General features: G+C 68.4%; 21 protein-coding genes and 1 pseudogene. 7 read left to right on the top strand and 15 right to left on the bottom strand.

Annotation, left to right across the window (positions count from 1 at the left end):
* Positions 1–20 precede the first annotated feature (20 nt).
* Entirely contained in the window at positions 21–1,148 is a 1,128-nt protein-coding gene (locus MSG_RS05120; protein ID WP_096444096.1) for a GuaB3 family IMP dehydrogenase-related protein, read from the bottom strand.
* Between the two features lie 14 nt (positions 1,149–1,162).
* On the bottom strand, positions 1,163–2,773 hold the full coding sequence (gene guaB / locus MSG_RS05115) for an IMP dehydrogenase (protein ID WP_096437628.1): 1,611 nt from the start codon (positions 2,771–2,773) through the stop codon (positions 1,163–1,165).
* A gap of 154 nt (positions 2,774–2,927) precedes the next feature.
* Here guaB and MSG_RS05110 point away from each other — a divergent pair, with 154 nt between their 5' ends.
* Positions 2,928–3,341, top strand: a complete 414-nt coding sequence (locus MSG_RS05110; protein WP_096444094.1) for a DUF5319 domain-containing protein — start codon at positions 2,928–2,930, stop codon at positions 3,339–3,341.
* Here MSG_RS05110 and MSG_RS05105 read toward each other — a convergent pair.
* The 3 genes from MSG_RS05105 to MSG_RS05095 all read right to left on the bottom strand — a co-directional run bounded on the left by MSG_RS05105 (position 3,335) and on the right by MSG_RS05095 (position 5,581).
* Positions 3,335–4,123, bottom strand: coding sequence for an anti-sigma-D factor RsdA (locus MSG_RS05105; RefSeq protein WP_096437626.1), 789 nt, complete (start codon positions 4,121–4,123; stop codon positions 3,335–3,337). The genes MSG_RS05110 and MSG_RS05105 overlap by 7 nt on opposite strands.
* Complete coding sequence (locus MSG_RS05100) at positions 4,116–4,694, bottom strand: sigma-70 family RNA polymerase sigma factor (protein WP_181159145.1); 579 nt, start codon at positions 4,692–4,694, stop codon at positions 4,116–4,118. The genes MSG_RS05105 and MSG_RS05100 overlap by 8 nt, the downstream gene beginning before the upstream one ends.
* An 80-nt stretch (positions 4,695–4,774) precedes the next feature.
* Positions 4,775–5,581: a tetratricopeptide repeat protein gene (locus tag MSG_RS05095; RefSeq protein ID WP_162899149.1), complete on the bottom strand. Its 807-nt coding sequence runs from the start codon at positions 5,579–5,581 to the stop codon at positions 4,775–4,777.
* A 356-nt stretch (positions 5,582–5,937) separates the two neighbouring features.
* Between MSG_RS05095 and MSG_RS05090 the strand changes: the two genes are divergently transcribed.
* Entirely contained in the window at positions 5,938–6,246 is a 309-nt protein-coding gene (locus MSG_RS05090) for a WhiB family transcriptional regulator (protein WP_096437620.1), read from the top strand.
* A gap of 6 nt (positions 6,247–6,252) precedes the next feature.
* Here the strand turns inward: MSG_RS05090 and MSG_RS05085 are convergent.
* Positions 6,253–6,420: pseudogene (locus MSG_RS05085) on the bottom strand (cytochrome P450); the annotation flags it as partial.
* A gap of 82 nt (positions 6,421–6,502) precedes the next feature.
* On the opposite strand from MSG_RS05085, the gene MSG_RS05080 reads away from it, so the two are divergent.
* The 3 genes from MSG_RS05080 to MSG_RS05070 all read left to right on the top strand — a co-directional run bounded on the left by MSG_RS05080 (position 6,503) and on the right by MSG_RS05070 (position 7,924).
* The gene (locus MSG_RS05080) at positions 6,503–6,757 is read left to right on the top strand and encodes an OsmC family protein (protein WP_162899148.1); all 255 of its coding nucleotides are present in this window, start codon (positions 6,503–6,505) and stop codon (positions 6,755–6,757) included.
* Between the two features lie 85 nt (positions 6,758–6,842).
* On the top strand, positions 6,843–7,481 hold the full coding sequence (locus MSG_RS05075; protein WP_096437618.1) for a superoxide dismutase family protein: 639 nt from the start codon (positions 6,843–6,845) through the stop codon (positions 7,479–7,481).
* Between the two features lie 41 nt (positions 7,482–7,522).
* A complete protein-coding gene (locus MSG_RS05070) occupies positions 7,523–7,924 on the top strand; it encodes a hydrogenase (protein WP_096437616.1) in 402 nt (133 codons plus the stop codon).
* Here the strand turns inward: MSG_RS05070 and MSG_RS05065 are convergent.
* On the bottom strand, positions 7,850–9,442 hold the full coding sequence (locus MSG_RS05065; RefSeq protein WP_096437614.1) for an adenylate/guanylate cyclase domain-containing protein: 1,593 nt from the start codon (positions 9,440–9,442) through the stop codon (positions 7,850–7,852). The two genes, MSG_RS05070 and MSG_RS05065, sit on opposite strands and share 75 nt — an antisense overlap.
* A 121-nt stretch (positions 9,443–9,563) precedes the next feature.
* Here MSG_RS05065 and MSG_RS05060 point away from each other — a divergent pair, with 121 nt between their 5' ends.
* Entirely contained in the window at positions 9,564–10,238 is a 675-nt protein-coding gene (locus MSG_RS05060) for a trimeric intracellular cation channel family protein (protein WP_096444093.1), read from the top strand.
* Between the two features lie 106 nt (positions 10,239–10,344).
* Here the strand turns inward: MSG_RS05060 and MSG_RS05055 are convergent, their stop codons facing one another.
* Both MSG_RS05055 and MSG_RS05050 read right to left on the bottom strand, forming a co-directional pair.
* Positions 10,345–10,671, bottom strand: a complete 327-nt coding sequence (locus tag MSG_RS05055; protein ID WP_096437612.1) for a hypothetical protein — start codon at positions 10,669–10,671, stop codon at positions 10,345–10,347.
* A gap of 53 nt (positions 10,672–10,724) precedes the next feature.
* The gene (locus MSG_RS05050) at positions 10,725–11,966 is read right to left on the bottom strand and encodes an FAD-dependent oxidoreductase (RefSeq protein ID WP_096437610.1); all 1,242 of its coding nucleotides are present in this window, start codon (positions 11,964–11,966) and stop codon (positions 10,725–10,727) included.
* A gap of 77 nt (positions 11,967–12,043) precedes the next feature.
* On the opposite strand from MSG_RS05050, the gene MSG_RS05045 reads away from it, so the two are divergent.
* Entirely contained in the window at positions 12,044–12,844 is an 801-nt protein-coding gene (locus tag MSG_RS05045; protein WP_096437608.1) for a TetR family transcriptional regulator, read from the top strand.
* Positions 12,845–12,846: 2 nt separating this feature from the next.
* Here MSG_RS05045 and MSG_RS05040 read toward each other — a convergent pair whose 3' ends face one another.
* The 6 genes from MSG_RS05040 to tsaB form a co-directional block, all read right to left on the bottom strand.
* Positions 12,847–13,218 (bottom strand): SpoIIAA family protein, encoded by a 372-nt coding sequence (locus MSG_RS05040; RefSeq protein WP_096437606.1) that lies wholly within the window; start codon positions 13,216–13,218, stop codon positions 12,847–12,849.
* Between the two features lie 244 nt (positions 13,219–13,462).
* On the bottom strand, positions 13,463–15,085 hold the full coding sequence (groL, locus tag MSG_RS05035; protein ID WP_096437604.1) for a chaperonin GroEL: 1,623 nt from the start codon (positions 15,083–15,085) through the stop codon (positions 13,463–13,465).
* A gap of 84 nt (positions 15,086–15,169) precedes the next feature.
* Positions 15,170–15,472: a co-chaperone GroES gene (groES, locus tag MSG_RS05030; RefSeq protein WP_096444091.1), complete on the bottom strand. Its 303-nt coding sequence runs from the start codon at positions 15,470–15,472 to the stop codon at positions 15,170–15,172.
* A gap of 240 nt (positions 15,473–15,712) precedes the next feature.
* The gene (gene tsaD / locus MSG_RS05025) at positions 15,713–16,753 is read right to left on the bottom strand and encodes a tRNA (adenosine(37)-N6)-threonylcarbamoyltransferase complex transferase subunit TsaD (RefSeq protein ID WP_096437602.1); all 1,041 of its coding nucleotides are present in this window, start codon (positions 16,751–16,753) and stop codon (positions 15,713–15,715) included.
* Positions 16,750–17,220: a ribosomal protein S18-alanine N-acetyltransferase gene (rimI, locus tag MSG_RS05020; protein ID WP_096437600.1), complete on the bottom strand. Its 471-nt coding sequence runs from the start codon at positions 17,218–17,220 to the stop codon at positions 16,750–16,752. The genes tsaD and rimI overlap by 4 nt, the downstream gene beginning before the upstream one ends.
* Positions 17,217–17,837 (bottom strand): tRNA (adenosine(37)-N6)-threonylcarbamoyltransferase complex dimerization subunit type 1 TsaB, encoded by a 621-nt coding sequence (gene tsaB, locus MSG_RS05015; protein ID WP_232011160.1) that lies wholly within the window; start codon positions 17,835–17,837, stop codon positions 17,217–17,219. Before tsaB ends, rimI begins: the two co-directional genes overlap by 4 nt.
* Between the last annotated feature and the right edge of the window lie 95 nt (positions 17,838–17,932).

Here is a 17,932-nt window from a genome sequence, read left to right as displayed (position 1 = left end):
AGTGCCCTCAGTCGGCGGCCTCAGGCCCCGACGGTCAGGCCGACCTTCTGGAATTCCTTGAGATCGCAGTAGCCGGCCTTGGCCATCGATCGGCGCAGCCCGCCGACGAGGTTGACGCTGCCGAACGGGTCGTCGGAAGGCCCATCGAGCACCTGCTCGAGCGGCGGCCGCTCGCCGACGGCGATCTGCAACAGGGCACCGCGCGGCAACGACGGGTGCGCCGCGGCGGCGGGCCAGAACCAGCCCTCGCCCAGCGCCTCGGCGGCTCCGGCCAGCGGCGTACCGAGCACCACCGCGTCCGCGCCGCACGCGATGGCCTTGGCCAGCTCCCCGGACGTGTGGATGTCGCCGTCGGCCAGCACATGCACGTAGCGGCCGCCGGTCTCGTCGAGGTATTCCCGGCGCGCGGCGGCGGCGTCGGCGATCGCGGTGGCCATCGGGACGCTGATGCCCAGCACCTCGTCGCTGGTGGTCACGCCGCGGGTGGAGCCGTAGCCGACGATGACGCCGGCGGCGCCGGTGCGCATCAGGTGCAGCGCGGTGCGGTGGTCCAGCACGCCGCCGGCAACCACCGGCACGTCGAGCTCGGAGATGAAGGTCTTCAAGTTGAGCGGTTCGCCGTCGCTAGCCACCCGCTCGGCCGAGACGATGGTGCCCTGGATAACGAGCAGATCGATGCCGGCCTGCAGCAGCACCGGGGTGAGCGCCTGGGCGTTTTGCGGGCTGACCCGCACGGCCGTGGTGACGCCCGCCTCGCGGATCCGGGCGACCGCGGCGCCCAGCAGATCGGGGTTCAGCGGCGCGGCGTGCAGCTCCTGCAACAGCCGGATCGAGGCCGAGGGTTCGGGTTCCTTTTCGGCGGCCTCGAGCAGCTGCGCGATCTTGGCTTGTACGTCGGAGTGCCGGCCGATCAGACCCTCGCCGTTGAGCACGCCCAGCCCGCCGAGCCGGCCCAGCTCGATCGCGAACTCCGGGGACACCAGCGCGTCCGTCGGGTGGGCCAGCACCGGGATCTCGAACCGGTAGGCGTCCAGCTGCCAGGCCGTCGACACGTCCTGCGACGAGCGGGTGCGCCGGGAGGGCACGATGCCGATCTCACTGAGCTCATACGTGCGACGGGCCACGCGGCCCATTCCGATCTCGACCATCGCCAGTTCGCTGTTCACCGCGCGTAGTAGTTGGGGGCTTCGACCGTCATCGCGACGTCGTGCGGATGGCTCTCTTTGAGCCCGGCCGCGGTGATGCGGACGAACTGCGCCTGCTGCAACACCTCGATGGTCGGCGAGCCGGTATAGCCCATCGCGGCGCGCAGACCCCCGACCAGCTGGTGAATCACCGACGACAGCGGGCCGCGGTAGGGCACGCGCCCTTCGATGCCCTCGGGGACCAGTTTGTCCTCGCTCAACGCGTCGTCGGCGAAGTAGCGGTCCTTGGAGTACGACCTGCCAGCACTGCCAGCCCCGCTCCGGCCGGCCATGGCGCCCAGCGACCCCATGCCGCGGTAGCTCTTGAATTGCTTGCCGTTGACGAAGATCGTCTCGCCCGGCGCCTCGGCGGTGCCGGCCAGCAGCGAGCCCAGCATAGCCGTCGACGCGCCGGCGGCTAGCGCCTTGGCGATGTCACCGGAATACTGCAGTCCGCCGTCGGCAATGACCGGCACACCCGCCGGACGACACACCGCGACGGCTTCCAAAATCGCCGTGATCTGAGGGGCGCCGACGCCGGCCACCACCCGGGTGGTGCAGATCGAGCCCGGCCCCACCCCGACCTTGACGGCGTCGGCTCCGGCGTCGACCAGGGCAGCGGCCGCCGAGCGGGTGGCGACGTTGCCGCCGATCACCTCGACCTTGTGGCCGACTTCGGCCTTGAGTTTGCCGACCATGTCGAGCACCAACCGGTTGTGGGCGTGCGCGGTGTCCACGATCAGCACGTCGACCCCGGCGTCGACCAGCATCATCGCCCGCACCCAGGCGTCGCCCCCGACGCCGACCGCCGCACCTACCAACAGCCGGCCGTCGCTGTCCTTGGTGGCCAGCGGGTGTTGCTCGGTCTTGACGAAGTCTTTGACGGTGATCAGCCCGGTCAGCCGGCCGTGGCCGTCGACGACCGGCAGTTTCTCGATCTTGTTGCGGCGCAGCAGGCCCAGCGCCGCATCGGCGGACACGCCCTCCCGGGCGGTGATCAGCGGGGCCTTGGTCATCACCTCGGCGACCTGCCTGTTCTGGTCGACCTCGAAGCGCAGGTCCCGGTTGGTGATGATGCCGACCAGCGCGCCGGAGTCGTCGACGACCGGCAGCCCGGAAATCCGGAACCGCGCACACAGCGCCTCGACCTGGGCCAGCGTGTTGTCGGGCCGGCAGGTGACCGGGTCGGTGACCATGCCCGCCTCGGAGCGCTTCACCATCTCCACCTGGCCGGCCTGTTCGGCGACGGGCAGGTTGCGGTGCAACACCCCCATGCCGCCGGCACGGGCCATCGCGATGGCCATCCGCGACTCGGTGACGGTGTCCATCGCGGAGCTGACCAGCGGGACCTTGAGCCGGATCTTCTTGGTGAGCTGGCTGGAGGTGTCCGCGGTGGCGGGCACCACGTCGGAGGCCGCCGGCAGCAGCAGGACGTCGTCGAACGTCAGCCCGAGCATCGCCACCTTGTGCGGGTCGTCGCCGCCGGTCGGCACCGGGTCGTCGGTCAGTCCGGCTACGGGCGCGTTGCGCACGTAGGGGCTGCCGACCAGGTCGGAGCTGTCTTCTAGGTGGGACATGCCACGCGACATCGGTGAAGCCCTCCATACGAACGCTTGGAGTGAGAAGCCCATCCTATCGGCTCGCCGATCGTGCACAGACTCTTGCTTGTGGCGCGCCGCGTTCCCGCGCGACGCGGGACTTACCTGCTGGCGTTATCACGACCCGCTTGCGTAGGCTATGGGCGTGCGTGATCACCTCCCGCCGGGTTTGCCGCCCGACCCGTTCGCTGACGACCCGTGCGACCCGTCGGCGGCGCTGGAAGCCGTAGAACCGGGGCAACCCCTGGATCAACAAGAGCGCATCGCGGTCGAGGCTGACCTCGCCGATCTGGCCGTATACGAATCCTTGTTGGCGCACAAGGGAATTCGCGGACTCGTGGTGTGTTGCGACGAGTGTCAGCAGGACCACTACCACGACTGGGACATGCTGCGGGCCAACCTGCTGCAACTGCTGATCGACGGCACCGTTCGCCCGCACGAGCCGGCCTACGACCCCGAGCCGGACGCCTATGTGACCTGGGATTACTGCCGGGGCTACGCCGATGCTTCGCTCAACGAGGCCACGTCAGACGCCGACGGATTTCACTGGCGTCACTGACCCGGCGCCACCGTGGGTGTCGGCTGGCCGTGGTGATGGTGATGCTTTGACGTCGGACTCGGCGACGGTGCCGCCGCCGGCGGCGGCACAGCAGGCGCGACGGACGGGGCGGCCGGGACCGCAGCGGGCGGCGAGACGACCGGCGGAGAGACGACCGGCGGAGGCGCGACTGGCAGCGGCACCGCGGACGGCAGGGTCGCGTTGGGATCGCGGGCCGCAACCTTGGCGTTGAGCAGGTTCACCTCGTCCATCAGATCGTTTCGGCCGGTGCCCGCGTCCATCGATTGCAGCGTGCTGCTGATCTCCATCAGCTGGCTTTGTGCCTGGGTCCATTCGCCCTTGTCGATCATCTCCTGAACCTTGGCCAGATCGGCCTTGGCAGACAATTCGATCTGGTTCTGGCTGACGTGTGGCTCGTCGAAGAACATCGCGTGCAGGCCGTACAGCGTGTCGCCGGGGCGGGCCTCGGCCACGACGGCGCCAAAACCGCTGAGCACCAACAGCGTTGCCGCGACGGAACCGATCGTCGCCACGCTGCGACGGCCGTGCCGCCGATCCTCGAGTCCGGCATGCCACGCGGCGATCGCCTCTTCCGGCGAGACGAGGGCACTGGCCGGCGGCCACCTCAGGTCGTCGCGCCAGTCGCCGAGCAGCGTGGCCAGCGCGCCCTCGCTGGGGTCGTCGACGTCGAATCGCTGGCGGTTGGCCAGCGCGTCGAGCAGCATGTCCGTGCGCGCCACCTCGTCGAGGGCCGGGCGGTCGGGAAGGGCGAACTCAGGCATAGCCACCTGCCGCAACTATCTCGGATTTCAGCCGGGCCAGCGCCCGGTGCTGTGCGACCCGCACCGCGCCCGGCGTCGCACCGACCGCGGCGGCGGTCTCTTCGGCCGACAGGCCGACCACCACGCGGAGTATCAGGATCTCGCGCTGCTTGGCGGGCAGGATCTCGAGCAGTTCACTCATCCGGCTGGCCGAATCGGATTGCAGGGCCCGCTGTTCCGGGCCGGCCTCGGTCGACCATCGCTCGGGCACGGTTTCGGCGGGGAAGGCGAGGTCGCGACCCGCGGCCCGGTGGGCGTCGGCCACCTTGTGAGCCGCGATGCCGTAGAGAAACGCCAGAAAGGGGCGGCCTCGGTCCTTGTACCGCGGCAGCGCCGTCAGAGTCGCCAAGCACACCTCCTGAGCCACATCGTCGGCCGACAGACCACCCCGATCGACTGTGCCGACTCGCGCTCGGCAATATCGCACGACGATCGGGCGGATGGTCTCCAGCACCTCCCGTAAAGCGTTCCTGTCCCCCGCTACGGCATCGGCAACCACAGCGTCGAGAGGACGTTCCGCTTGAATTGTCATCGACGGCGGTATCTCCAACGTTACGAAGCGAGCACATCACGGGCGAACCCCCGCAATGACAATAACGGGCAGCAGCCGATTCAAGCGGAACGCCACGTTCCCCCGGCGCGCCGCACTTGATCTGCGCAAATACCCCTGATTTCAGCCAGTTTCGGCCCGGAAATCGTGACGCTAGCGATATCGAACAGCAAGCAGGCTGAGGCCCAACGCAGCGGTATCAGGCCTAAACGGCCGGTGGCGTCCAGCGCCGTCTCGGCAACAGCACGGGCGCGATCGATCTCGCCGGCGCTACACAGCGCCGCGGCCAGCACCACCTGGCTCTTCACCTGATGCCGTGTCGAAGCCGGTGCCAGCTCGACGGCATCGGTGGCGGCGCGCACAGCCGCCTCACGATCGCCGGTGAACATCGCCAGCTCGGCGCCCACCCACCGACGGCGCACCGCGACCCGTTCCGGCACCGGCCCGGCCAGCAGGGCTGCGTCGGCCCGAGCCAGCAGAGTCGCCGCCGCGGCGAAGCGACCGAGGCCCAGCGCGTCGGCCGCGAGCCCGATCAGGGCGTCGGCACGGGCCTCGCCATCGGCCCCAGCCAGCGCCAGGGCACGGCCGTCCCAGCCGCGGGCCCGCGCATGCCACCCGAGTTGGCGCAGAAACGAGCCCTGCGTGCTGTGGGCCAGGGAGGCCAGCCGGCCGGTCCCGCCGCCGCGCCGCAGTTCGGCGAGGTCGCGGTAGGCGCTGCCGTAGCGGCCCTGTCCGCCCGCGGCAACGGCCCGCAGCCACAATTGACCTGGTGTCTTCGCCGTCGGTAGCGGCCAGGCGCCGGGCCGGTCCCCGAAGGCGGCGGCGGCCAGCGCCGGCTCGGCGGCAGAAGTGTGACCAGTTTCAATCACACAGATAGTAGTAAACAGTTCGTAGTGTTCGTGTTACCGAGTTGTTAATCGCGATCGGGCCTGTACTAAATGGCGAAGGGCGCCCACTGCGCCCTGAGCTGGGAAATCTCAGTTTGGTCAACTTACCTGGTAGCACCCTTCTCGTACACGAAATGCGTGACACATGAACGGGGAGTTAATTCTCCTCCGACCAACACATATTTTGCCGGTCTAAACGCCTATTGACTGAAATTCACCGCCCCACATAGGTTCTAGCAGTGACGGGTAGTCATCGGTGACGTCACCCCAAATCAGATGCACACTCACATCGCGACCCTAGCCTCAATTGGGCTCGCCGTGCAGAGAGGGAACTAGCCATGCCACAACCGGAGCAGCTACCTGGTCCTAACGCCGACATCTGGAACTGGCAACTGCAGGGCTTGTGCCGTGGCGTTGACTCGTCGATGTTCTTTCATCCCGACGGCGAGCGCGGACGCGCCCGCATGCAGCGCGAACAGCGCGCCAAGGAAATGTGCCGGCGCTGCCCGGTGATCGAGGCGTGCCGCTCCCACGCGCTGGAAGTCGGTGAGCCGTACGGTGTTTGGGGCGGACTGTCGGAATCCGAGCGCGACCTACTACTCAAGAGCGACATCGGCCGCAACCGCGGAATCCGCCGCAGCGCCTAGTACCCGCTACCGCCGGTCGAGCAGCACCGGCACCGACGTCGGCGATTGGAACACCTGTCCGCGCACATGCGGGTCGTCGCCGTCCGGATCGAGCCGCAGGTTAGGCAGCCGGTCCAGTAAAAGAGTGATGGCCGTGCGCATTTCGAGCCGCGCGAGGTGCATCCCGTGGTCAACGAGATGAGCACGTGGAAACGGACTTACGCGGGCAGATCGCGCAGTTGCCGACCCGACCCGTGGCCGTGCGACGATCGGTCGCATGACCACGCATGAGACGGGCCGGGCTGCGACGACGGACGAAGGCACGGTGATCGTGGCCGAGGCCGACGCGGGACCCACACCCTACGATCTGCTGCTGGCCGCGCTGGGGTCGTGCACCTCGATGACGGTGCGCATGTACGCCGAACGCAAGGGCTGGCCACTGGCGGGTGTTCGAGTGACGTTGCGGCACTCGCGTATTCACGCACAAGACTGCGCCGAGTGCGAAACGAAAGTCCCGTTCATCAGACCCTGACCTCGGAGGTCGACATCGCCACGTCGTTGCGGTGACGGGCGAGCGCCGTCGTTTCGACCCGGGCCGATCGGGGTAGGCCGGGCTCATGAAAACGGGCGTGTCCATCGCGGTCGCGGCATTGACCGCCACTCTCGCACCAATAGCCGCATGCGCACATCAGCAGGGCAACCAGCCCAGTGCCTCGCCGTCGACCAGCGCGCCGCCCGGCGCGGAGCGGATGACCACCCAGCTGAAGGCCGCCGACGGCAGCCAAGTAGCAACGGCCACTTTTGATTTCGCGAACGGCTACGCGACGGTCACCGTCGAGGCCGGGCCTAACCAGCTGCTGAGCCCGGGTTTTCACGGGTTGATGGTCCACGCGGTGGGCAAACGCGAGGCGCCGGACTTCAGCTCCGCCGGCAGCGTGTACCAGGCGTCCGATCACACCGGCCATCCGGCCAGCGGTGACCTGACCGCTCTGCAGGTGCGCTCCGATGGCTCGGCGAAGCTGGACACCACCACCAGCTTGCTGACGGCCGCGGACCTGAGAAGCAGCTCGGGCACGGCGGTCATCCTGCCCCAGACCGCGGACAACATGGTCAACGGCCCCACGAACGAATCCAAGCGGATCGCTTGTGGTGTGATCGCCGCGGCCGGGCCGACAACCTCGTCCGCGGCGACAAGCACCGTCTCGACGGTGACCACGACGCTGACGACGCCGCCCAGCCTGCCGCCCGGCACGTAACGCGCTCGCCCGCCGCCAGTTCAAGGCCGAAAGTACTGACCGTGCAGACAATGTTGTTCGAGCTCGGATTGGTCCTCTTCCTGCTCGGACTGCTGACCGGGCTCGCCGTTCCCGCGCTCAAGAACCCGCGCATGGCATTGTCGAGCCACCTCGAGGCCGTACTCAACGGCATGTTCCTGGTGCTGCTCGGGTTGCTCTGGCCGCACCTTCACCTGTCCCACGCGTGGGGAGTCACCGCGATCGCACTCATCGTCTACTCCGCCTATGCGAACTGGGTGGCCTCGCTGCTCGCGGCGGTGTGGGGCGCCGGGCGCAAATTCGCGCCGATCGCGACGGGTGACCACCAGGCCTCGGCGCCCAAGGAAAGCCTAGTCAGTTTCCTGCTGGTGTCCCTGTCGGTCGCGGTCGTGATCGGCGTGGGCATCGTCATCGCGGGCCTCTGACGACGAGCCGCCGGCCGACACCTCGAGCGCGAAGAGTCGCACCTGGGCCGACTTACCTCTCAAGGCCTGCGATCCGCGGTCGCTGAGTCCGGGCGGTCGCGCGTCCAGCGCGTCGACGGTCTGCTCGGTGAGAAGGATTGCGTCGCCGGTGGTTTTGGTCAGCTGCTCGACGCGCGCGGCGACGTTGACGGTGTCGCCGATGAGCGTGAACTCGAGCTTGCCTCCGCCGCCGATGGTGCCGGCAATGACCTTTCCCGTGTTGATGCCGATGCCGATGCGAAGGTCGGCGCCGAAGCGCCCGCCGACCAGACGGTGAATCAACACCGCCGCGCTGAGGGCTGCATCGGCATGGCTGGCAAGGTGATTCGGCGCGCCGAAGACGGCCAAGGCGCCGTCGCCGAGGAACTTGTTCACGTGCCCGCCCGCGTCGACGACCGCCGGCACGACCATCTCGAACAGGGCGTTGAGCCGGGCGACGGTGTCCTCGGCGGAATGCGCCTCGGCGAACGGGGTGAAATCGCGGATGTCGACGAACATCACCGTCACCTCGCGGCGCTCGCCGGTGAACACGTGGTCGCCCTGCTCGAGCAGCCGCGTCGCCAGGGCCGGGTCGACATACGTCCCGAACGCCGACTGAAGTCGTTGCCGCTCAACCAGACCCGCCTGCATACGGTTGAACGACGCGGCCAACGCGCCGAGGTCATCGTCCTGGACCACCGGCAGGCGCCGGCTGTAATCGCCGCCCGCGACGCGGGTGGTGCCCTCGGCGAGATCGCGAATGGGCCGCAGCAACGGCAAGAACCCGGCGCCGAGAGTGAACGGCACGCCGAAGCAGAGTGTCGACACAGCCGCGATCGCGCCGAAAACAAGCGGTTGCCCATGAGCCCCGTCGACCACCGTCATCAGCATCGCGCCGTCGACAACGAAAATGAACACGACCGCGAGGATGAAGACGTTCGACCACGCGGCAAAGGTCGGCCGGGACCGGGGCAGCGAGTCGCCGATCCCGATGTCACCGGCGATGGCGACCCTGGCCGGCCGTACCGCCGCCTCCGCGAAGGTGTGCATGATGCTCAGCCCGACGGCCATCCCGATCGCCAGGCCCAAAATCCCGTATTGGGCCAGCCGCGATCCCGTCACCCCGGTGGTCGCAGCGACCGCAACCGACAACACCGCGACCAATGCCGTGTTGGTGGCCAGCGTCCTGGCACCGCCGCCCCTGGCCCAGACATAGGTGGCGTCCAGTGCCCCCACCCGATCGGCCTCTCGGCCGGCAGCCCACCGGTCCACCCGGCGGCCCGGCCCCCAACCGGGCAGCAGGCTCACGTAGGCCTGCAGCGGCGCGACGATGACGGTGAGCGCGGCCGCCGCGACGTAGTCGTCCGACCTTTCGACAGCAACCATGAGCAGCGACCACACGAGGTACACCGACAGCGAAAGCGGGATCGCAATGGCGTAAACCGCCCACGAGTACCTCGACTTGTAGCGATCCCACGTCCACTGCCAGATGCGGTCCATGCGGCGACCCTAAACGCTCCTCGCCCAGGCTGACCAGCAAACAATGCGCCCGGGAAGATGACCATCCGCGGCGGGTGGCAACATTTCCCGCGTAGCCGACGACGTGCCGATGGGCGGGGATGTGGACACCGAACCGACGTTGCTGCTCGCGTTGGATCTGAGCGGGATTTTCGTCTTTGGTCTCAACGGGGCGCTCACCGCCGTGCGCGTCGTGCGGCTCGACATCGTCGGCGTCGTGGCGCTCGGGATGGCTACGGCGTTGGGCGGCGGAGTGATTCGGGACGTCCTGCTCGGCTCGATTCCGCCCGTGACGTTCCGCGACTGGCGGTACTTTGCGCTCGCCGTCGCCGGCGCGCTGATCGCCTTCGTCCTCAGCAGGTGGCTGCACCGGCTGGAGACGCCGATCATCATTCTCGACGCGATGGGGCTGGGCTTCTACGCGGTCATCGGCACCAACAAAGCCGTCGTCTTCGGGCTGGGAGTCGCCCCCGCGCTGCTGCTCGGTGTCGTCACCGCCGTGGGTGGTGGCACGATTCGCGACGTCTTCATCGGCCGGATCCCGACGGTGCTCCGCAGCGAGCTGTATGCCATCCCGGCATTGGCGGCCGCGGCGATCACGGTGGCGGCCATGCGCATGGGTTGGTACGGATTGCCGGCCGCGTTCGGGGCCGCGGCGGTCTGCTTCGCCATCCGGATGCTGGGCGTCCGCTTCGGACTGAACGCACCGGGTCCGCCCGGCGCCTTCGGCGACGATTCGCGCCGGTCCGATCCCCCGCCGCCCGCAAACGGGTGGTAGACCGCGTTATTACTTGGCGTGAAATGCGATTTTGGCGATCGAGGACAAATACGCTTCGTGGACTTCGGTAACCGCCGGGAACGACACCAGGGACCACTCCGATGGCTCACTCTCGCACCGCATTGGCCGCAGTCGGCGCCGGACTGTTGGTGCACGCGTTTGCCCTCGGCGTGATCGCCGCTCCGGCACACGCCGACCCGCCGCCCGGCAGCTGTCCGCCGGCGTCCCACACTGATGGCAACGCGTGCTCCGCCAGGCTGAGTTCGGTGACCGCCGATACCGTCGAGGGGACGATCGCCGGGACGCTGGTCGGCGGCGGGGCGCCGGTGACGCTTTCGGGCCGAGCCGATGCGTACCTGAAGTCGCGAGGATTCGGCGATACGCCGCCCGACTCGGTCCATCGCTGGGATGCCGCGATCGACGGGGTGGCCAATGCCGACCTGGCTGGTTCCGGCTCGTGTCCATCCAGCCCGTCGCGCAGTAGCGCTACTTGCCGCCGACGCCACCCGCAGCCGGGCAGTAGTTCTCGAGGTGTGTGTCCGGAGTGCGGACGCGCTCCGGACGGAAGCCCCGTCCCACGAAGATCGGTGGAATCAATTGCAGCGGGCCCCATCCGGTGATCTTGGGGACCTGGATCGGCGACAGGTCACCGGTCAAATTGGGCGCCACCACCCTGTCCTGCGCCAGCACCTGAACCGCCTGAACGATCCGAGTCGGCAATTCCCGGCGACGCTGCACCTTGGCCAGGTCGGCGTCGGTCAACCGGTGTTCGCGCAGCGGGGCGCACAAGATGTTGGCCGCGGCCACCGCATCGGCGACCGCAAGGTTGATGCCGACCCCACCGGCCGGCGACATCGCGTGTGCGGCATCGCCGATGCACAGTAGGCCGGTACGCCACCACGTCGCGAGCCGGTCCACCCGCACGTCGAGTTCGCTGGTGTCGTCCCACGAGGTCAGATCGTTGACATGCTCACGCAGCCGAGGCTGCGCGGTGACGATCAGCTGCTTGAACTCCTCCAGCGATCCGCCCCGGGGGCTGGCCCCCTTGGGCATCAGATAGGCGACCTGCCAGTAGTCGCCGCGGTAGATCATGGCCATCATCAGGCCCTTGCGAAGCACCGCAAACAGTTCCTGAGGGTCGCCGGGGCGCCATTTCAGCCGGAACCACAGCACGTCCATCGGGGAATGTGCGGCGGCGGTCTGCAATCCCGCCGCGGCACGCACCGCGGACTTGCGGCCGTCGGCGGCCACCACCAGCTCGGCCCGGACCTCAAGATCCGGTGTGCGCACCCCGACCACCCGATCGCCGTCCAGGATCAGGTCGGTGACCTCGGCGTTCTGGATCAAGGTGAATTCCGGGTAGGCAGCAGCCTTTTCCGCGATGAAGTCCAGAAAGTCCCACTGCGGCATCATGGCGATATAGGGCTTGAAGCCGAGCCACTGGAGTGCCTTGAAGTTGCCCACGGTGCGAATCGAACCACCGGCGTCGAAGGCAAGACGGTGGATCTTGGTGTGCGGCAGCTTCAAAAACTCGTCGATGAATCCCAGCTCGTCCATGATCCGCAGGGTGCTCGGGTGCACGGTGTCGCCGCGGAAGTCGCGCAGGAAGTCGTTGTGCTTTTCCAAGACGACGACCCGGATCCCGGCGCGGGCGAGCAGCAGGGCGTGTACGAGGCCGGCGGGGCCGCCACCGGCGACGCAGACCTGGGTCTGCACAACTTGTGTCATGGCGCGCTCCTCGTCGAGTTTTGGAATAGAATTGCAGACTACATAAAGTAGCGTATCAGACGCGGTGAGGAGGCAGTATGGCCCGGCCGGTGTCGACGCCGCAGGTGGTCAACGCCGCCGTACGCGCCGCAGCGAAACTGGGAAAGGACGTGGCCGACGTTCCCGTCGCGATGATCGCCGCGGAAGCCGGCATCTCCCGCAGCACCCTGCTACGGCGCTTTGACGGATCACGCGCCGCGCTGAACGACGCGGTTCGCGCCGCGGGCGTCGACCCCGGTGGCTTACCTCCCGTTCGCACCCGTGCGGTCGCTGCCGCCGCAGCGCTAATCAGCGAATCCGGGCTTGCCGCAGCAACATTGGAAGCCGTTGCCGCTAACGCGGACTGCTCGGTCTACAGCCTGCACGCGGTCTTCGGCGGGCGCGACGAGTTGATGCGGGCGGTCTTCGAGCGCCACAGCCCCGTCCTCGACATCGAGGAATATCTCGCGCACCCCGGCGGTGACCTGCTCGACATGGTGCGCGGCTTCTACCGCACGGTGGCCAACGCGCTGAGCCGCGAACCGCGCATCGCCCCGGCGATTTTCGCCGAAGCCTTCGCCCGGCCCACCAGCCCGGCCGTGCAGTCCCTCGCGGCCTACGGTCCGCCCCGCTTGCTCGCCGTACTGGGTCGCTGGTTCGAGGCAGAGATCCGCGCCGGGCATATCCGCGACATGCCCCTGCCGCTGCTGGCCCAACAACTGTTGGGCCCCATCATGCTTCACGTACTCAGCCGGCCCGCGCTGCCGGATATCCCCGCATTCTCGCTACCGGACATCGACACCGTCTGCGACATCTTCGCCGAGGGATTCGTGCGCGCCGTGGCGGCGTCGGGTCGTTAGGCCTACTCCTCGTTGCCGATGATCCAGCCCTCGGCCTGCTCGATCTGACCGGCCGGAAAATGACGAATGTCTGCAGCGACGAAATGCGAAGCCAGATGCTCGGCCAAATCGCCCAGCTGTGAGTCGGTGACGACGGCGATCTTCCTGACATGCTGGTGATGATCGCGCACGAATTTCAGGTGAGTCACCAGCGCCGCGAAACTGTCCCACCCGGGAAAGTGCGGCGCTTCGATGATGAGGCCGGCAAGGGCGCCGCCTGCTTCGATCTCTGGGTCGACGACCTTGGCAAGTTCGGCGAAGTCGTCCTTGCCGAGCGATGATTCGGGCCGCACGCGAAGAATCGAGTGGGGTTTGTCCAACTCGTAGTCGATCATGTCTGCTCCTTGACCAAGTCACCTGTCACCATCGTCGCTTCGGCGCAAGCCGTCGGGACCGGGACAAAGTCATCAGTCGAAGGGTCTTCGGTCGATATCCGCAGACGAATGCCTGGCTGCTCAGGTTCGCGGTCGGCCTGAACGACGTGCGCGTCTCACCCGTCGACGGCCAGAACTCGTCAACCTGGGCCACGAGCGAGAACGCCCCCGACCATGCCGGCCGGGGGCGTTCTCATGCCGCTACCTAGTGGTGGTGATGGCCGTGGCCATGACCGTGGTCATCGTCTTCGTCGGCCGGCTTGTCGACGACCGCCGTCTCGGTGGTCAGCACCATGCGGGCCACCGACGCCGCGTTGAGCACCGCCGACCGGGTGACCTTCACCGGGTCGATAACGCCCTGCTTGATCAGGTCACCGTACTCCAGCGTGGCCGCGTTGAGGCCCTGCCCGGCAGGCAGATCCCGGACCTTGCTGACCGCGACGGCGCCGTCGAGCCCCGCGTTGGTGGCGATCCAGTACAACGGCGCAGTGAGTGCCTCGGCGAACACCCCGACACCGGCGGCCTCGTCGCCCTTCAGCGACGAGCGCAGGCCGTCGAGCGCCTTACCGGCCTGGATGAGCGCCGATCCGCCGCCGGCGACGATGCCCTCCTCGACCGCCGCCTTGGCGGCCGCGACGGCATCCTCGACACTCTCCTTGCGCTCCTTGAGCGCGGTCTCGGTGGCGGCGCCGACCTTGATGACGGCCACGCCGCCGGCCAGCTTCGCCACCCGCTCCTGCAGCTTTTCGCGATCCCAGTCCGAGTCGCTGTTCTCGATCTCGGCGCGCAGCTGCTTGACGCGGTTTTCCACCGCGTCCTTGGAGCCGCCGCCGTCGACGATGATGGTCTCGTCCTTGCTGACCACCACGCGGCGGGCCGAGCCGAGCACCTCGGCGCCCACCTCGCGCAACAGCAGGCCGGCGTCGGGGTTGATGACCTGGCCCCCCGTCACGATCGCCAGGTCCTCGAGGAACGCCTTGCGCCGGTCGCCGAAGAACGGCGCCTTGACCGCGACCGCCTTGAGCGTCTTGCGGATGGCGTTGACCACCAGCGTGGCCAGTGCCTCGCCCTCGACGTCCTCGGCGATGATCAGCAGCGGCTTGCCCGATTCGGCGACCTTCTCCAGGATCGGCAGCAGGTCGGGCAGGGAGCTGATCTTCTCCTGGTGCAGCAGGATCAACGGGTCGTCGAGCACCGCCTCCTGCGAGTCGAAGTCGGTCACGAAGTACGCCGACAGGAAGCCCTTGTCGAAGCCGACGCCCTCGGTGAATTCCAGCTCGGTGTTCAGTGTCGAGGACTCCTCGACACTGACGACGCCGTCGGCGCCGACCTTGTTCATGCCCTCGCCGACCAGCTCACCGATCTGCTCGTCTCGCGAGGAGACCGTGGCCACCTGCGCGATACCGTCCTTGCCGGACACCGGGGTGGCGGCGCCCAGCAGCGCCTCGGACACCGCGTCAGCGGCCTTGCTGATGCCCGCGCCCAGCGCGATCGGGTTGGCGCCCGCTGCCACCTGCCGCAGACCGCCCTTGACCAGCGCCTGGGCCAGCACGGTCGCGGTGGTGGTGCCGTCGCCGGCGACGTCGTTGGTCTTGGTGGCCACCGACTTGACTAGCTGGGCGCCCAGGTTCTCGAACGGGTCTTCCAGGTCGATCTCGCGTGCGACGGTCACGCCGTCGTTGGTGACCGTGGGTCCGCCGAAGGCCTTGGCCAGCACCACATGCCGGCCGCGCGGCCCGAGCGTCACACGTACCGCGTCGGCGAGCTTGTTCACGCCCGCCTCGATGCCACGACGCGCGGTTTCGTCGTACTCAATCAGCTTGCTCATCAGGCTCCTTGCCCGCTATCAACGCAGTCCGCCCCGGAAATCGCCCGTGCAACACACGGGGATCGCCGGGGCGGACACGGTTGTTTACTTGGAAACGACAGCCAGCACGTCGCGTGCCGACAGGATCAGGTACTCCTCGCCGTTGTACTTGATCTCGGTGCCGCCGTACTTGCTGTAGATGACGGTGTCACCCTCCGACACGTCGACGGGGATCCGCTTCGCGCCATCCTCGTCCCAGCGGCCGGGGCCGACTGCGACGACGGTGCCTTCTTGCGGCTTCTCCTTGGCGGTGTCAGGAATAACCAGACCGGACGCGGTCGTGGTCTCGGCCTCGTTGGCCTGCACGAGGATCTTGTCCTCGAGTGGCTTGATATTCACCTTCGCCACGATTGGGGCCTCCACTATTTGGATCGGGCCCGGGTCATCCCCGGACCGGAGTTGGCGGTCGTTCCGGGGCTGCGCCCCGAACCGTCCGAATTACCAGATGATTCGGCAGCCGTCCAGGCCCGAGCGCCGTCGTCGCGGGAGCCGACACACGGGCTGGCCGATTGCCACCTAGCACTCTATACATGAGAGTGCTAGCACTCAAGACCGCCCTGCTGCTTCCTTCGCATTTACGCTCTCAGCTCAGCTCACCTGGGCTTTTACCACCGGCAGACCCGGGTCGCTCGGCACATCCAGCGGGGACGGCGCCGCGCCGGCGGCCACCAGGTGCGCGGCGAACGACGCGATCATGCCGCCGTTGTCGGTGCACAACCCGGGCCTGGGGATGCGCAGCGTCAGCCCGGCCTCGGCGCAGCGTTCGGTGGCCAGCTCGCGCAGCCGCGAGTTGGCGGCCACTCCCCCGGCGATCAGCAGCGTCTGCACGCCCAGCCCCGTCGCGGCGCGCACCGCCTTGCGGGTCAGCACATCGGCGACCGCTTCCTGGAAGCCGGCGGCGATGTCGGCCGTGCTCGCGTCCGGATGGCTTTCCACGTAACGCGCGACGGCGGTCTTGAGCCCGGAGAAGCTGAAGGCATACGGGTCGTCGGAAGGGCCGGTCATGCCGCGTGGGAACGCGGGGATCTCCGCGGCCTCCCGGCCGCAGGTGCGCGCCAGCTCGTCGAGCACCCGGCCGCCCGGATAGCCCAGGCCCAGCATCCGCGCCACCTTGTCGTAGGCCTCGCCGGCGGCGTCGTCGAGCGTGCTGCCCAGCTCGATGATCGGCTCGCCGAGTGAACGAACCTGCAGCAGGTGGGTATGGCCCCCGGACACCAGCAGCGCCACGCACTCGGGCAGCGGTCCGTGTTCGTACGCGTCGGCTGCCAAATGCCCACCGAGGTGGTTCACGGCGTAGAACGGCACGCCCCAGGCCGCCGAATATGCCTTGGCCGCAGCAACTCCCACCAACAAGGCGCCGGCCAGGCCGGGTCCGATGGTGGCCGCGACAATGTCGGGCTTGTCCAGCTGTGCGGCCTGCAGCGCCCGGCGCATCGCCGGGCCGAGCGCCTCCAGGTGTGCTCGCGAGGCGATCTCGGGCACCACGCCGCCGAACCGGACGTGCTCGTCGACGCTGGAGGCGACCTCGTCGGCCAACAGCGTCACGGTGCCGTCGGCGTCCAGCCGCGCGATACCGACTCCCGTTTCGTCGCAGGAGGTTTCGATCGCCAAAATGGTCCGCGGGGTCATTTCAGCGCCTCCCGCCGCATCGTGTAGGCGTCCGCGCCGCTGACTCGGTAATAGCGCTTGCGCACCCCGATCTGCGCGAAGCCCACGCTGCGGTAGAGCGCGATGGCCGGCTCGTTGTCGGTGCGGACCTCCAGGTAGACGACGCCGTCGCGGGCGAACGTGAGCAGCTCCTCGAGCAGCCGGCGACCGATGCCGTGCCCCTGATAGACCGGATCGACACCGATGGTGTGCACCTCGTATTCGAACGGCGGCCTGCGGCCCAGCCGGGAGATGCCGGCGTAGCCCACCAGCAGGCCCCCGGTCCGCGCGCCCACGTAATGATTGTGGGCACTGGCCAATTCGCGGTGAAACGCCACCGCCGGCCAGGGGTCGTCGCCGTCGAAGAGCAGCGCCTCGAGCTCGGCGCAACGCTCGGCATCGGCCGGAGTCAAGGCGCCGACGATCACGGGCCCGCTGCAGGCGGTCACGGTCGGGCCGCCAGCGGCTTGGCGTCCGGCCGGCGCAGGTACAGCGCCACCAGCGGCGCCGGGCGCTGCGACCAGTCGGGCACCGCGGCGACCAGGCCGGCCGGTGTCGGGTAAACCGGTTCGAGGCGCGGCAGGTCGAACAGCGCCGCGTGTTCGGGAGAACCGGCCACCGCCCGGGCCGGTCCGGGGTCGACGTCGGTCGCGGCGTCGACCCCCGGCCCCGCCGTGCGGGACCCGTCGCGGTAGCGGGCCCAGTACACCTCGCGGCGGCGGGCGTCGGTGACCACCAGAGTGTCGCCGGCGGTGCGCACGCCGATGGCGTCCAGGCTGCACACCCCGCGCACCGGGATGTTGAGCGCGTGACCGAAGGCGGCCGCGGTCGCCATCCCGGCGCGCAGGCCGGTGAAGGGACCGGGACCGCAACCCACCACCACGGCGTCAAGGTCGGCCATCGTCAGCCCGGCATCCGCGAGCGCGGCCAGTACGTTCGGGGTGAGCCGTTCGGCGTGAGCCCGCGCGTCGACGATGACCCGCTCACCCAGCACGGCCAGATTGTCACGCCGCACGACTCCTGCGGTGACAGCCGGGGTGGCGGTGTCGAGGGCCAGGACGATCACGAGCGCCCCAAACGCGGGTTCGCGATTCTGGCTGCGTCGATTCGTGCAGCGAAAAAGCCACTTCCCTGCGATTCCAAGCCACCGAGCTGCATTTG

Source organism: Mycobacterium shigaense, assembly GCF_002356315.1.
GTDB classification, from domain to species: domain Bacteria; phylum Actinomycetota; class Actinomycetes; order Mycobacteriales; family Mycobacteriaceae; genus Mycobacterium; species Mycobacterium shigaense.
Note: the sequence above shows the minus strand (reverse complement) of the source record. Positions and strands in the feature narration are given on the sequence as shown.